This window comes from Halobaculum marinum (assembly GCF_029338555.1).
Classification (GTDB): Archaea; Halobacteriota; Halobacteria; order Halobacteriales; family Haloferacaceae; genus Halobaculum; species Halobaculum marinum.
The window spans coordinates 541649-555123 of the sequence record NZ_CP119989.1 but is presented as its reverse complement, the minus strand read 5'-3'; the positions used below and the strand labels follow the sequence as shown (position 1 = coordinate 555123).

General features: G+C 71.6%; 13 protein-coding genes. 11 read left to right on the top strand and 2 right to left on the bottom strand.

Annotated elements, in window-relative coordinates; translation table 11 throughout:
- The first annotated feature begins 12 nt into the window (after window positions 1–12).
- Together P0R32_RS02930 and P0R32_RS02925 are read left to right on the top strand one after the other, a co-directional pair.
- Complete coding sequence (locus P0R32_RS02930) at window positions 13–327, top strand: hypothetical protein (RefSeq protein WP_276238432.1); 315 nt, start codon at window positions 13–15, stop codon at window positions 325–327.
- Window positions 328–412: 85 nt separating this feature from the next.
- Window positions 413–577, top strand: coding sequence for an AbrB/MazE/SpoVT family DNA-binding domain-containing protein (locus P0R32_RS02925; protein ID WP_276238431.1), 165 nt, complete (start codon window positions 413–415; stop codon window positions 575–577).
- 79 nt (window positions 578–656) lie between these two features.
- Here the strand turns inward: P0R32_RS02925 and P0R32_RS02920 are convergent, their stop codons facing one another.
- Together P0R32_RS02920 and P0R32_RS02915 are read right to left on the bottom strand one after the other, a co-directional pair.
- Entirely contained in the window at window positions 657–1316 is a 660-nt protein-coding gene (locus tag P0R32_RS02920; RefSeq protein WP_276238430.1) for a nucleotidyltransferase family protein, read from the bottom strand.
- Window positions 1313–2605 (bottom strand): molybdopterin molybdotransferase MoeA, encoded by a 1293-nt coding sequence (locus P0R32_RS02915; RefSeq protein ID WP_276238429.1) that lies wholly within the window; start codon window positions 2603–2605, stop codon window positions 1313–1315. The genes P0R32_RS02920 and P0R32_RS02915 overlap by 4 nt, the downstream gene beginning before the upstream one ends.
- A gap of 183 nt (window positions 2606–2788) precedes the next feature.
- Here P0R32_RS02915 and P0R32_RS02910 point away from each other — a divergent pair, with 183 nt between their 5' ends.
- From P0R32_RS02910 to P0R32_RS02870, 9 genes are all read left to right on the top strand, one after another.
- Window positions 2789–3385: an SRPBCC family protein gene (locus P0R32_RS02910; protein ID WP_276238428.1), complete on the top strand. Its 597-nt coding sequence runs from the start codon at window positions 2789–2791 to the stop codon at window positions 3383–3385.
- Window positions 3382–4269, top strand: a complete 888-nt coding sequence (locus P0R32_RS02905; protein WP_276238427.1) for an FAD binding domain-containing protein — start codon at window positions 3382–3384, stop codon at window positions 4267–4269. The genes P0R32_RS02910 and P0R32_RS02905 overlap by 4 nt, the downstream gene beginning before the upstream one ends.
- On the top strand, window positions 4266–4925 hold the full coding sequence (locus P0R32_RS02900) for a (2Fe-2S)-binding protein (RefSeq protein WP_276238426.1): 660 nt from the start codon (window positions 4266–4268) through the stop codon (window positions 4923–4925). The genes P0R32_RS02905 and P0R32_RS02900 overlap by 4 nt, the downstream gene beginning before the upstream one ends.
- The gene (locus P0R32_RS02895) at window positions 4922–7432 is read left to right on the top strand and encodes an aerobic carbon-monoxide dehydrogenase large subunit (RefSeq protein ID WP_276238425.1); all 2511 of its coding nucleotides are present in this window, start codon (window positions 4922–4924) and stop codon (window positions 7430–7432) included. Before P0R32_RS02900 ends, P0R32_RS02895 begins: the two co-directional genes overlap by 4 nt.
- Before the next feature lie 159 nt (window positions 7433–7591).
- Window positions 7592–8743: an XdhC family protein gene (locus P0R32_RS02890; RefSeq protein WP_276238424.1), complete on the top strand. Its 1152-nt coding sequence runs from the start codon at window positions 7592–7594 to the stop codon at window positions 8741–8743.
- Window positions 8740–9753, top strand: a complete 1014-nt coding sequence (locus P0R32_RS02885) for an AAA family ATPase (protein WP_276238423.1) — start codon at window positions 8740–8742, stop codon at window positions 9751–9753. The genes P0R32_RS02890 and P0R32_RS02885 overlap by 4 nt, the downstream gene beginning before the upstream one ends.
- A 1-nt stretch (window position 9754) precedes the next feature.
- On the top strand, window positions 9755–11248 hold the full coding sequence (locus P0R32_RS02880) for a VWA domain-containing protein (protein ID WP_276238422.1): 1494 nt from the start codon (window positions 9755–9757) through the stop codon (window positions 11246–11248).
- On the top strand, window positions 11245–12222 hold the full coding sequence (locus tag P0R32_RS02875; protein WP_276238421.1) for a Rossmann-like domain-containing protein: 978 nt from the start codon (window positions 11245–11247) through the stop codon (window positions 12220–12222). Before P0R32_RS02880 ends, P0R32_RS02875 begins: the two co-directional genes overlap by 4 nt.
- A complete protein-coding gene (locus P0R32_RS02870; protein ID WP_276238420.1) occupies window positions 12219–13451 on the top strand; it encodes an XdhC family protein in 1233 nt (410 codons plus the stop codon). The genes P0R32_RS02875 and P0R32_RS02870 overlap by 4 nt, the downstream gene beginning before the upstream one ends.
- The last annotated feature ends 24 nt before the right edge of the window (window positions 13452–13475 follow it).

The following is a 13475-nucleotide window of genomic DNA, read 5'->3' as shown; positions in this document are numbered from 1 at the left end:
CTCCGGCGGGTCGTGTGCAGAGAGATGCAGCGCGAACCGGCGTGGGTCGCCGCCATCCGCCTCGCGCTGCTACGTGGGCGCGTCGACGTCGAGTCGGTCGTCGAGGAGGCGAACCTGATCCCGGGGCGCGAGCGAACCGTGCGCGACGTGCTGTCGACGATGGCCGAGCGCGACCTGCTCGTCGCGCGCGACGGCGGCGACCACGAGTACGTCCCCGGACCGGGACTGCTCGACGGCGACCGCCTGGGTCGCGACTTCTCGCGCGCCTCCGACGGCGGCGCCCACCGCTGGGGGTCGACGGGCCGGGGACGGGGCCGCGCCGAGTAGCACGCGAGGACGCCTGCGGCGGCGGCGTGTCCGTCGCCGTGACATAGCGGAAACTACGTGTATGCTAGGTGCGTACTGGGTACCGATGGGTACGCTGACGAACACGAAGGTCTCCGAGAAGAACCTCACGACTGTCCCGAAACCGGTTCGGAACTTCCTCGACGTCGGCGCGGGCGACCGCGTCGAGTGGCACGTCCGCGACGGCCAGATCGTCGTCGAGAAGCTGATCCGCGACGAAGACGACGAGTAGCCGTCGTCTCGCCGACGCTTCGGCTGACGACACCGAGCCCACGAACGAGCGCGGGAGCGACGCCGCCGCGCGACCGCGACTACACGTCGCCCGGTTCGTCGACGTCGCGCCGGACCCCGGGGTCGTCGACCGCGACGAGCGCGGCGTCGTCGCTGCCGAGGAGAATCGCACGCCCGCCTACGTCGCCGTCGACGTCGGCGAGCGCCGAGAAGAAGCGACGGTCGAACAGCACGGGGTTGCCGCGCCGCCCCTCGTACGCCGGCGCGAGCACGTCGCCGACACCCGCGGCGTAGGCGGCGACGAGCGCGCGGACGGTGTCGGGCGCCACGAACGGCATGTCACCGAGCGCCACGACCGCCGCGTCGACCGGGGGGTCGTGGGCCGCCACCGCCTCGACGCCGGCGGCGACGGAGGTGGACTGTCCCGCCGCGAACGCCTCGTTCTCGACCGTCTCGACCGGGAGGTCCGCGACCGCCGCGGCGACACGGGCGGCCTCGTGCCCGACGACGACGACCACCGGGTCCAGCCCCGCAGCGAGGAGCGTCCGCGTCGCCGTCCGCACGATGGGGTCGCCGTCGGAGTCGTCGCCACCGACCGATTCGAGGAGTTTGTTCCGGTCGCCGTAGCGGGAGCTCGTCCCCGCCGCGAGCACGACGCCCGCGACGCGAGCGTCGTCGAGGGTGGTCCGCTCGCCGGCGGCTGTTGGTGGCTCGCGTATCGGGAGGTCGCCGCCGCTCATCGCTCGACCGCCGGGTAGGGGACGACGCGGACCTCGTCGCCCGCCGCCAACGCCGTCTCGGTGAGCACGAAGCCGTCCGCGCGAGTCGCCCGGGTGCTCGACGAGAGCACGCTCGGGTCGAACGTCTCCTCGTACACCGCCAGGTCGGAGTCGACGTGGCCCAGCGGCATCGCGGTGCCGTCGTCGAGCGTCACCGGGACGGCGTAGTCGAAGCCGGGGACGCCGATGCCCACGTCGACTGCGAGCGTCGCCGGGACGGTCGGGAGCGCAGTCTCGCCGGTGAACAGCGGGCGAGCGACGAGCGTCGTCACGGCGTGCGCGCCGACCGGTTTGCCGGGAACCGCGACCGCGACCGCATCGTGGGCGGGCAGGTCCGCGACGGCGATGGGTTTGCCCGGACGGAGCGCGACCCGGTGGAACAGCACGTCGCCCAAGTTCCTGAGCGCGCGGACGACGTGGTCTTTGTCGCCGACGCTGGTGCCGCCAGTCGTGACGACGACATCGTGCTTGTCGGCGAGCGCGGCGATCCGCGACTCGACGCGGTCGTAGTCGTCGGGCACCGTGCCCTCGTACACCGGGTCGTGCCCCCACGCCGAGAGCAGGTTCGCCAGCATCGGCGAGTCGAGGTCCGTGTGGCGGCCCTCGTGAATCTCGGTGCCGGTGGCGAGCAAGCCCACGGAGAGCCGCTCGCGAACCTGGACCTCGTCGATCCCCAGATCACCCAGGAGGATCGCGTCGCGCGGGGCGAGACGCTCGCCGGCGTCGAACAGACGCTCACCCTCGGCGACGTTGCTCCCGCGCTCGTACACGTACGTCCCCGGGTCGAGCGACGGCCCCGTGAGCAGGCCGTCCTCGACGGTCGCCTCCTCGCGTTTGAGCACGGCGTTCGCCGACGCCGGCACCGGCGCGCCGGTGGCGATGCGGACCGCCTGTCCGGCTTCGATGTCCGGGGCGTCGTCCTCCGGGAACACGTCGGCGTCGACCACCTCCAGCGGGTAGTCGTCGGACGCGTCGAGCGCGAAGCCGTCCATCGTCGCGTGGCTCTGAGCCGGGATGGCCGTCGGCGCGTCGACCGCTTCGGCGAGCGGCCGACCGGCGATCCGGTCGAGGCCGACCGCCTCGGTCGCGACCCTGTCGAGGAGGTGCTCGCGCAACGCCGCGGCCTCGGCGGCGCCGTCGCGCCAGTCGATCGGGTCGGGGTGGGCGTGGCTGCCGCTTGCGTCGTGGTCGGCGTCGTCGTGGTTGGCTGCGTCGCGGGCGTCGTCGTCGGTGGTGGGTGTGTCGGTCATGGGGACGAACTGTGGGGATATTCGGGAGCGAGTACCGCCTCTGTCAAAACCTTCATGAACAATACCTTTATTGAGATGCTACCAGATACCACAGCCGAGGTAATAGTATGCCCATAGTGGAGGACTATAAAAGATGACGGCCGCACCGATCCAACCACCGACGGCCCCGCCCGGGAGGATCCGATGAACTTCGAGGGCGAGTTCGAACTCGACGGGGTACCACCGGACAAGGCGTGGGTGGTGCTCTCGGACCCGATCGCGGTCCGGAACTCGCTGAAGGGGTGCAAGTACATCACCCCGATGGACGACGAGTTCGGCTGGGACACCTACGAGCCCGAGGAGGACGTCGCGACGCTCCCGGAGGCCGACCCCGAGGACGTCGCGGCGCGCGCGTTCAAAGAGGGGCAGAAGTACGCGGCGCTGATGCAGGTCGGCGTCGGCAGCGTGAAGCCGAAGTTCGAGACGACGGTGACCATCGACGAGCGCGACGAGGAAGAGTTCATCATGACCGCGACCGGGTCTGGCTCCGCCAGCGGCAGCAGCTTCAGCATGGAGTCCGGGATGCACATCCACCCCCAGGAGGAGGGCGACGGCTCCCGCATCGAGTGGTGGACCGACGCCGACATCTCCGGGCGCATCGCGCAGTTGGGCGGGCGGGTGATCAACCCCGTCGCCGACAAGATTGTGGGCAACTTCTTCAAGGACATCGAGAAGCAGATGACCGACGTCGAGGAGACGGACTCGAGCGTCACCGACCGCATCCGGGGGATGTTCGGATGAAGTCCGCGCCGTTCGAGCACCACCAGCCGACGAGCGTCGGCGAGGCCGTCAGTCTCCTCGAGAGCCTCGACGGGCCGACGGTGCTGTCGGGTGGGCAGAGCCTCGTCCCGATGCTCCGGTTCCGACTGGCGAACCCGGACGTGGTCGTCGACATCAACGGCATCGAGGAGTTGGACTACCTCCACGAGGAGGACGGCTCCCTGAAGATCGGCGCGCTGGCGCGCCACGCGGACGTGGAGCACTCCGACCTGATCGCCGAGAAGTACGGCAGTTTCGCCGACGCGGCGCCGCTGGTGGCAGACCCGCAGATCCGCAACCGCGGCACCGTCGTCGGCTCCGTCGCGCAGGCGGACCCGAAGGGTGACTGGGGGAGCCTCCTCATCGCCCACGACGGCGAGGTCGTCGCGCAGGGTCCCGACGGCGAACGGGTGATCCCCGCGGACGAGTTCTTCCTGCTCCCGTACGACACGGCGCTCGACGAGGACGAGTTGATCACGGAGGTGCGCGTCCCCGTCCCGAGCGCTCGCGAAGGGAGCGCCTACCACAAGCTGAAACGCAAGACCGGCGACTACGCGATGGCCGGCGTCGGCGTCCGCCTGCAGTTCGACGACGACGGCGTCATCGAGTCGGCGGGCATCGGCATGACCGCCGTCGACATCACCAACGCCCGCGCGAGCGACGCCGAGGACCACCTCGAGGGCGAGCGACCGAGCCCCGACCTGTTCGAGGAGGCGGGCGAGTTGGCCGCCGAGCAGTCGCACCCCGAGTCCGACGAACACGGCGACGCGGCGTACAAAGAGCGGATGGTCGACGTCCTCACCCAGCGCGCGCTGGGCGACGCGGCCGAACGGGCGGGCGTCGTCAGGCGGACGGTGAAACCATGAGTGAGACACGCGAGATCACCCTGACAGTCAACGGTACCGAGGAGACGATCGAGGTCGAACCGCGACGGCTGCTGGTCCACGCGATCCGCGAGGACCTCGACCTGACGGGTACCCACATCGGCTGTGACACGGGCAACTGCGGCGCCTGCACGGTGCTCGTCGACGGCGAGCCGCTGAAGTCGTGTCTCATGTTCGCGGTCCAGGCCGACGGCAGCGAGGTCGAGACGGTCGAGGGGATGGAGGACCACCCAGACGCGGTGGACGACCTCCACCCGCTCCAAGAGGGGTTCCACGAGGAACACGGCCTCCAGTGTGGCTACTGCACGCCCGGGATGATCATGTCGGGCAAGGCGCTGCTGGAGGAGAACCCGGACCCGAGCGAGGCTGAGATCCGCGAGGCGATCAGCGGCAACCTCTGTCGGTGTACCGGCTACCAGAACATCGTGAAGTCGATCGAGTACGCCGCCGAGAAACTCGCGGACGGCGAGCGCGACGACGCCGAGGCCGTGGCGGCCGACGGCGGCGTCTCGTCTGCCGACGGCCCGGCCTCGTTCGACGGCTACGACGTCGACGACGACGGGGAGTTCTCCTGCGGCGTGGAGAACTGCTGCGGCGGTCCGTCCACCGACGCGACGCACCGAGGTGACGAGCGATGAGCAGCGACTCCGACAACGTCCCCCAGGCAAACACCGAGTACCAACACGACGAGGACGGCGGGCCGGACCCCGAGAAGCACTGCGGCCACGGTCGCGGCGGGATGGGCGAGTCCGTGCGGCGCAAGGAGGACAAGCGTTTCATCACCGGGCGCGGCAACTACGTGGACGACATCAAGAAGCCGAAGATGCTCCACTGTGAGATCGTTCGCAGTCCCCACGCCCACGCCCGCATCAACAGCATCGACACCGAGCGGGCGATGCAGGTCGACGGCGTCGTCGCCGTCCTCACCGCCGAGGACCTGGCGGCCCACGACCTCGCGACGATGCCGACCCTCATGGACGACACGCAGGACGTGCTCGTCAACGACAAGGTGAAGTTCCAGTCGCAGGAGGTCGCGGCGGTCATCGCCGAGGACCGCTACATCGCGAAAGACGGCGCCGAGAAGGTCGCCGTCGACTACGAGGTGCTCGACCCGGTCGTCACCGCGAAGGACGCGCTGGAGGCCGACGCGCCGCTCATCCGCGACGAGTTGGAGGACCAGGAGGACAACCACATCTTCGACTGGGACGTCGGCGACAAGGAGGCGACCGACGCCATCTTCGAGGAGTCGGAGGTCACCGTCAAAGAGCAGATGGAGTACCAGCGGCTCCACCCCGCGCCCATCGAGACGTGCGGGTGTGTGGCCGACTGGGACCCTGGCAAAGAGAAGATCACCGTCCACCTCACCTCGCAGGCGCCCCACGCCCACCGGACGCTGTTCTCGATGGTGTCGGGCATTCCCGAGCACAAGGTCCGGATCGTCAGCCCCGACATCGGCGGCGGGTTCGGCAACAAGGTGCCCATCTACCCGGGCTACGTCGTCGCCGCGGCGGCGTCGGTCGTGCTCGAACGGCCCGTGAAGTGGATGGAGGAGCGCTCGGAGAACATCCAGACGACCGGCTTCGCCCGCGACTACGACATGACGGGCGAGTTGGCCGCGACGAAAGACGGGAAGATCAGAGCCGTGCGGACGGACGTGCTGGCGAACCACGGCGCGTACAACGCCGTCGCCCAGCCGTCGAAGTTCCCCGCGGGCTTCTTCAACATCTTCACCGGGTCGTACGACATCGAGGCGGCGTACGGGTCGCTGACGGCGGCGTTCACCAACACCGCCCCCGGCGGCGTCGCGTATCGCTGTTCGTTCCGGGTGACGGAGGCGGTGTACCTCATCGAGCGGATGGTGAAGGTGCTCGCCCACGAACTCGACATGGACCCGGCAGAGATCCGGCGCAAGAACTTCATCCAACCGGAGCAGTTCCCGTACGAGAGTCCGACGGGCTGGAACTACGACTCCGGCGACTACGAGAAGGCGCTGGATCTGGCCATGGAGATGGCCGACTACGACCACTACCGCGAGGAGCAACAGCGCCGCATCGAGGAGGACGCCGACAAGCTGATCGGCATCGGCATCTCCTCGTTCACGGAGGTCGTCGGCGCCGGGCCGGGCAAGACCTGCGACATCGCGGGCATCGAGATGTTCGACTCCGCGGACATCCGGGTGAACCCGACTGGCAACGCCGTCCTCCGGGTCGGCGTCCAGACGCAAGGGCAGGGTCACGAGACCACCTTCGCGCAGATCGTCGCGGAAGAACTCGGCATGGACGTCGAGAACATCAGCGTCGAGCACGGCGACACCGACACCGACCCCTACGGGCTGGGGACGTACGGCTCGCGGTCGACGCCCGTCGCGGGCGCCGCGACCGCCGTCGCCGCGCGCAAGGTGCGTGACAAGGCCAAGTCTATCGCGGCCAACGAGTTGGAGGCCGCCGAGGAGGACATCGAGTGGGACCGCGAGTCCGGCCACTTCCACGTCGCCGGCGCGCCCGACCGCTCGATCACGATCACCGAGATCGCCGCCGGCGCCTACATGAACCACCCGGCGGGCGAGGAGCCCGGCCTCGAGGCCGTCGACTACTACGACCCGCCGGAGATGACGTACCCGTTCGGCTCGTACATCGTCGTCGTCGAGGTCGACCGCGAGACCGGCGCCGTCGACTTCGAGAAGTTCGTCGCCGTCGACGACTGCGGCAACCGCATCAACCCGATGGTCATCGAGGGCCAGATCCACGGCGGCCTGGCGCAGGGCATCGGGACGGCGATGATGGAGCACGTCACCTACGACGAGAACGGCAACTGCACCGGCGGCGACTTCATGAACTACCTGCTGCCCACGTCGATGGAGATTCCCAACTTCGAGACGGGGTACACGGTGACGCCGTCGCCCCACCACCCGATCGGTGCGAAGGGGGTGGGCGAGTCGCCGACCGTCGGCTCGCCGCCGGCCATCGTCAACGCCGTCGTCGACGCGATGGCCCACGCCGGCACGACGCACGTGGAGATGCCGATGACGCCCGACCGCGTCTGGGCCGCGCTCGCCGAGGTCGGCCTGGAGCGTGACCCGGCAGACAGCGTCACGTTCGAGTTCACCGACGTCGACTCCGGCGAGGGTGAGCCCGCGGACGACTGATCCGACCGTCGCGCCCCCGACCGCCCGCGTGGGCGGTCGCGGCGCCGTTCGCGCCGCTCGGACCGTCCGGGACCGACCCGAACCGCTACCCGTCCTCGAAGCCTACCACGCGCGAGGACACCGACTCTATCCGATGCGACCCGTCCCGACACCGAACCCATGACACGCGACACCGAGGAGGACCCGAGTACGACACCCGAGCGCCCCGCGGACGCCGACGGCGACGTGAGCGACGTCGAGCGCGAACTCGCGAGCGCCGGCGAGCCGTACGCCCGCGTGACGGTCGTCCGCCGCGAGCCGCCGGTGTCCGCGAACGTCGGCGACCGCGCGGTCGTCACCCGCGAGGGTGACCTCCGCGGGTGGATCGGCGGCGCCGCCTGCGCGCAGACCACCGCCATCACGGAGGCACTGGCGGCCATCGAGGACGGCCAGCCCCGGCTGATCGGCATCGCGCCCGACCCCGAGACGGTCGCTCGTCCAGGGCTGGAGGCGTTCCCGATGACGTGCCACAGCGAGGGCGTGCTGGAGTTGTTCGTCGAGCCGGTGAACCCCCGGCCAGAACTCGTGATCTGCGGCGGGTCGCCGGTCGCGCGGTCGCTCGCACGACTCGCGACGGAACTCGCCGTCGACGTCGTGGTCGTCGACCCGACGGGCGACGAGACCGGACTCCCCGAGGGGACGCGCGTCCTGACGGACACAGACCCCGAAGCGCTCGCGAACGCCCTCGGGCACGACCCGCTGGTCGTCGTCGCGACGATGGGGTCGTTCGACGCCAGCGGCGTCGCCGCCGGCGTGCTCGCCGACGCGCGGTACGTCGGGCTGATCGCGAGCAGCAAGCGCGCCGACGAGGTGGTCGACACCGCGGCGGCGCTGATCGACCGCGACCCCGAGGACGTGGCCGCGCGGGTGACGAACCCCGCCGGCGTCGACGTGGCGGCGTACACGCCCGCCGAAATCGCGGTGAGCATCGTCGCCGAGGTCGTCGACCACCGCCGCGGTCGCGGCGACGCACCGCGAGTCGCGGCTGCGACGAGTACGAGCGAGGAGCCGACGGCTGCAGACGCGACGGAGGATCACGGTACCGACGCCGCCGACACGGCGAGCGCGGACGGAGACACAGACCCGGGCGGCGACGAGGAGGTACCCGCCGAGGCTATCGACCCGGTCTGCGGAATGACCGTCGACCCGAGCGACACCGCCCACAGCGTCGCCCACGACGGGGAGACGTACTACTTCTGTTGTGGCGGCTGTGCGGAGTCGTTCCGCGCGGACCCGGCGTCGTACCTCGCGGAGGACGACGCGCCGACATGACCCGGGACGCCGACGACCCGTTCGGGCGCGTCACCGACGCGGAGCTCCGCGAGCGGTTCGAGGCCGCCGACTACGTCGCCGACGACCGCACGGTGACGACGGTCCACCTCGCGTTGCGCCTCGAACGCCCGCTGTTGATCGAGGGGCCGCCCGGCAGTGGCAAGACCGAACTCGGGAAGGTGCTCGCGTCGGCGTTCGACACCGAGTTGATCCGCCTGCAGTGTTACGAGGGCCTCACCGCCGAGAACGCCCTGTACGAGTGGAACTACACCAAGCAACTCCTCGCGGTGCAGGCGGAGGAAGGGCGCGTCGGTGGCGCGAACGCCGCCGTCGACGACGCCGACACCGGCGGCTCGTCGCCCGCACGCGACGACTCGGTGTTCGCCGAGGAGTACCTGCTGGAGCGCCCCCTGTTGCGCGCGCTCCGCACCGAGGGGGAGACGCCGCCGGTGTTGCTCATCGACGAGATCGATCGCGCCGACGAGGAGTTCGAGGCGTTCCTCCTGGAACTGCTGTCGGACTTTCAGGTGTCGATCCCCGAGTTGGGCACCGTCTCCGCCGACCGCTCGCCCGTCGTGATCCTCACGTCGAACCGGACGCGGGGGCTGAGCGACGCGCTGAAGCGCCGGTGTCTGTACCTCAACGTCCAACCGCCGTCGTTCCAGACGGAGTACGAGATCGTTCGCCGGAAGGTGCCCGAGTTGGACGCCGCCGTCGCCGCCGAAGTGTGTGCAGTCGTCGCCCGCCTCCGCGAGGAGGCGTTCCTCAAGCGCCCGGGCGTCGCCGAGACGCTCGACTGGGCGCGGGCGGTCGCACACCTCCGGCACGACCCCGACGGCGACGACGACGGCGACTCGCTGACGCCCGCCGAGATCGAACGCACCATCGGCTGCCTGCTCAAGGAGGTCGAGGACGTCGACCGGGTCGACACGGACCTGCTTGAGGCGCTGCGGGCGGCCGCGGCCGACGCGGACCCCGACCCGGTCGCCGCCGAGCGGCCGGCGGAGTGAGATGACCGACCGGGACGGCGCCGACGCCGACCGAGTCGCGAACGGCAGCGGCGCGAACCCGCTCGCGGCGGGTGCCGGTGGCGACGGCGTCCCCGACTTCCGAGCGGCACGGCGCCACGTCCTGATCGAGGTGGTCAGGCTCGCCGCCGTGCTCCGACGCGACGGCGTCGACGTGCCCCCGAGCGGGACGCTCGCGGCCGCGCAGGCGCTGGCAGTCGTCGGTCTCGACGACCGCGACCGGGCGGCGGACGCCCTCCGCGCGGCGCTGCTGTCCGACGCGGACGGCGGCGACGCCTTCGACGACGCGTTCCCCTCGTTCTGGCACCGACTGCGCTCGGGGCTGTCGGCGATTGCGACCGCCGGCGGCGGGCCGGAGTCCGACGTCGACGACGGCGCCGGCGGCGACGACCCGACGACACCGGACGCGCTCGCCCCCGCGAACGACGACGCCGAGTCGGCAGAAGACACGCTGGCGGGCGCCGAACCACCCGCGTTCGACGACGAGGACGAGTCGACGGGCGACCCCGAGATCCGGATCCCGACGGGCCGCCGGTACGCCTCGGGCGAGCGAGCCGCGGAGTCCGGCGAGCACGACGCTCGGCGGGCCAGCGCGATCGGGGGCGGGGAGACGGTCGAGGCGACCGTCGCGCCGACCACACCCGACGAGCGGGCCGCAGTGCGGCGGTTCGTCGACGCGCTCGCCACGCTCCCGGGTCGTCGGCGGCGGCGGTCGCCGACGGGCGCACGCGTCGACGCGCGGCGGGCGCTCCGGTCGAGTCTCGCCACCGGTGGCGTCCCGATGGAGTTGCCGACGGCGGCGCCGACGCCGAGCGAACTGCGCTGTTGCCTGCTGGTCGACGTGAGCGGGTCGGTGCTGGACACCGCCGACCGGAACGCGCTGTTGTCGGTCGCGGAGACGCTGTCGACGACCGCGCGAGATGCGCGGGTGTTCCTGTTCGACACCGACCTCGCGGACGCGACGGCGGCGTTTGCGCGCGCCGACGGCGACCCGGCGGCCGCCTTGCGCGCCGCAGAGATCCGGTGGGGCGGCGGCACGCAGATCGGCGCCGCGTTCGACACGCTCCGGCGCGAGCACCCCGACGCCGTCGACCGGCGGACGGTGGTCGTCGTCGTCAGCGACGGCCTCGACGTGGGCGACCCCGACCTGCTCGACCGCGGGATCACCTGGCTCGCCGACCGCGCGAGCGCCGTGATCTGGCTCAACCCGCTCGCCGTCTCGCCCGAGTTCGAACCCCGCTCGCGCGGGATGGCCGCCTGCGAACCGTACGTCGACGCGCTGTTCGGCTTCGCCGGCCCCGCGGACCTCGCGGCTGCCGCCCGCCAACTCGAACGACGCGGCCTGCGAGGACCGGTCGGCTACCAGTACGACCCGCGGCGGCACGCGGCGGCAGGAGACGACGACGCCATCCCGGACGCCGACAGCGACGCCGGTACCGACGCCTCGACACCCGCCGACGGCGGTGGTCCGTCGTGAGCGACGCCGTCGTGCGGGCCGTGGTCGACGCGCTCCGCGAGCGTGGCGCGTTCGACGGAGTCGCGGTCGATCACGTCACCGTCGGCGACGCCGCCGTGTTCGTCGAACTCCGCGGGGATGGCGACGAGCGAAACGGTACCGACTGGAACGAGGCCGACCGGAACGAGACCAACCGGAACGGCGCCGACGTGCCCCGCGCCGGACTCGCACACCGCCCGCCCGGTCCCGCCCCGGCCGTCGAGGGCGTCGACATCGAGACGCTGGTTGCGTGGGCACTCGGGGAGGCACCCACCGACGGCGACGCGGCGGTCGCCCGCGCGGTGGGCGTGGCGACGCTGAACGCGCTGTCGGCGCCGTTCGTCGACTGGCGCGACGGCGACCCGATGGAGCGCCTGTCCGCCGACGTCGAGACCATCGCGACGGTGGGGCTGTTCCGCCCGGCGTTCCGGAAGTTCGACGCCGTGGACGTCCGCGTCGTCGAGCGCGACCCCGTCGACGTCGCCGAGGTCGAGACGCCCCCCGGCGTGACCGTCTCGGTGGTCCCGCCCGCGGACACCGCCGTCGCGATGGCCGGCGCCGACGTGGTGTTCGTCACCGGATCGACGCTCGTCTACGGCGGTCTGGGAGAGGCGCTCGCGGCGGCCCCGGCCGAGGCGACGGTCGTCGTGGTCGGCGCGAGCGCCTCGCTCCTCCCCGACCCGCTGTTCGCCGCCGGCGCCGACGTGGTCGCGGGCGCCGCCGTCGACGACCCGGTCCGAGTCCGCGCGGCCGTCGAGGCGGGCGCCTGCGGGACGGACCTCCACGACGCGGGCGTGCGCAAGGGATACGTCGCGGCGGCGCCCACCGCCGGCATCGATCTCACGCCCGCCGGACACCGGGCCGGCGACGACCACGACGACCACGACGACCACATCGACCGCGACGACCGCGACGGCGGCGCAGTCGCAGACACGACCGACACACCCGATCCATGACAGCACACACCTGGAGCGTACCCGAAACCGAAGTCGTACAGTCGATCAGGGACCACCTCGACGGTCGCGCGGGCGACCCCGAGGGGCCGCCGGCCGTCCTCGCAACGGTCGTCGGCGTCGAGGGCAACGCCTACCGCCGCCCCGGCGCGAAGATGCTGCTCGGCGCGGACGGCGAGGGCGTCGGCGCCATCACCGCCGGCTGCCTGGAGGAGGACCTCGCGAGCGTCGCCGAGCGCATTCGCGAGACAGGCACCCCGGAGGTCGTCACGTACGACCTCATGGACGACGACGAGGACGTCTGGGGCCTCGGCGTCGGCTGCAACGGCATCATCGACGTGCTCCTCGAACCGCTGACGGAGACGTACCGTCCTGCGGTCGACGCGTTCGAGACGGGCCACGACGTGGCGGTGGCGACCGTGCTCGACGGCGGCGACGGGCCGCTGGTGCGCGGCGACCGCGCGTACTACCGCCCGGACGACGGGACGCTCCGCACGCCCGACGGCGACCCCGCGTCGGACGAGTGGCCGGCGGGACTGGCCGGTCCCGCGGGCGACCTCGCGGGGCGCGGTCGGGGTGACACGCTGGTGTTCGACACCGACGGCACGACCGTCGAGGTGTTCGTCGACGGCGTCGCCGCGCCGACCGACCTCGTCGTGTTCGGGACGGGCCACGACGTCGGCCCGGTGACCGAACTCGCCGCGAACAACGACTTCCGCGTGACGGTCGTCGGCTTCCGCGGCGCCGTCGACCTCGCCGAGCGGTTCCCCGCGGCCGACCGGACGGTGACGACCGCGCCCGGGCGCCTCGCGGACGAGGTCCGACTCGACGACCGCACGCACGCGGTCGTGATGACGCACAACTTCGTCGACGACCGCATCGTCGTGGAGGCGCTGCTCGACGCCGGCGTGGCGTACGTCGGGCTGATGGGCCCACGCGAGCGCTTCGAGGAGATGCTGGAGGCGTTCGCCGACGAGGGACGGCAGTTCTCCGAGTCGGAGTTGGCGCCGCTGTACACGCCCGTGGGACTGGACCTGGGCGGCGGATCGCCGTACCAGATCGCACACAGCATCGTCGCGGAGGTGCTCGCGGTGTCGAACGACCGCGACCCCGGCCACCTCAAGGAGCGCGAGGGACCGATCCACGAGCGGGTCGACGTCGGCGACGACGGTGGGAACGGTGGCAACGACGGTGCTGGCGACGGCGTCGACGCGGACGCGCCGACGCAGTAGGGGGCGACGGCGGTGCGCGAGCGC

Coding starts and splice junctions, on each gene's coding strand:
- P0R32_RS02885 (WP_276238423.1), top strand. CDS start 8,740: ATGACCCGGGACGCCGACGACCCGTTCGGGCGCGTCACCGACGCGGAG.
- P0R32_RS02880 (WP_276238422.1), top strand. CDS start 9,755: ATGACCGACCGGGACGGCGCCGACGCCGACCGAGTCGCGAACGGCAGC.
- P0R32_RS02920 (WP_276238430.1), bottom strand. CDS start 1,316: ATGAGCGGCGGCGACCTCCCGATACGCGAGCCACCAACAGCCGCCGGC.
- P0R32_RS02890 (WP_276238424.1), top strand. CDS start 7,592: ATGACACGCGACACCGAGGAGGACCCGAGTACGACACCCGAGCGCCCC.
- P0R32_RS02895 (WP_276238425.1), top strand. CDS start 4,922: ATGAGCAGCGACTCCGACAACGTCCCCCAGGCAAACACCGAGTACCAA.
- P0R32_RS02915 (WP_276238429.1), bottom strand. CDS start 2,605: ATGACCGACACACCCACCACCGACGACGACGCCCGCGACGCAGCCAAC.
- P0R32_RS02905 (WP_276238427.1), top strand. CDS start 3,382: ATGAAGTCCGCGCCGTTCGAGCACCACCAGCCGACGAGCGTCGGCGAG.
- P0R32_RS02925 (WP_276238431.1), top strand. CDS start 413: ATGGGTACGCTGACGAACACGAAGGTCTCCGAGAAGAACCTCACGACT.
- P0R32_RS02910 (WP_276238428.1), top strand. CDS start 2,789: ATGAACTTCGAGGGCGAGTTCGAACTCGACGGGGTACCACCGGACAAG.
- P0R32_RS02870 (WP_276238420.1), top strand. CDS start 12,219: ATGACAGCACACACCTGGAGCGTACCCGAAACCGAAGTCGTACAGTCG.
- P0R32_RS02900 (WP_276238426.1), top strand. CDS start 4,266: ATGAGTGAGACACGCGAGATCACCCTGACAGTCAACGGTACCGAGGAG.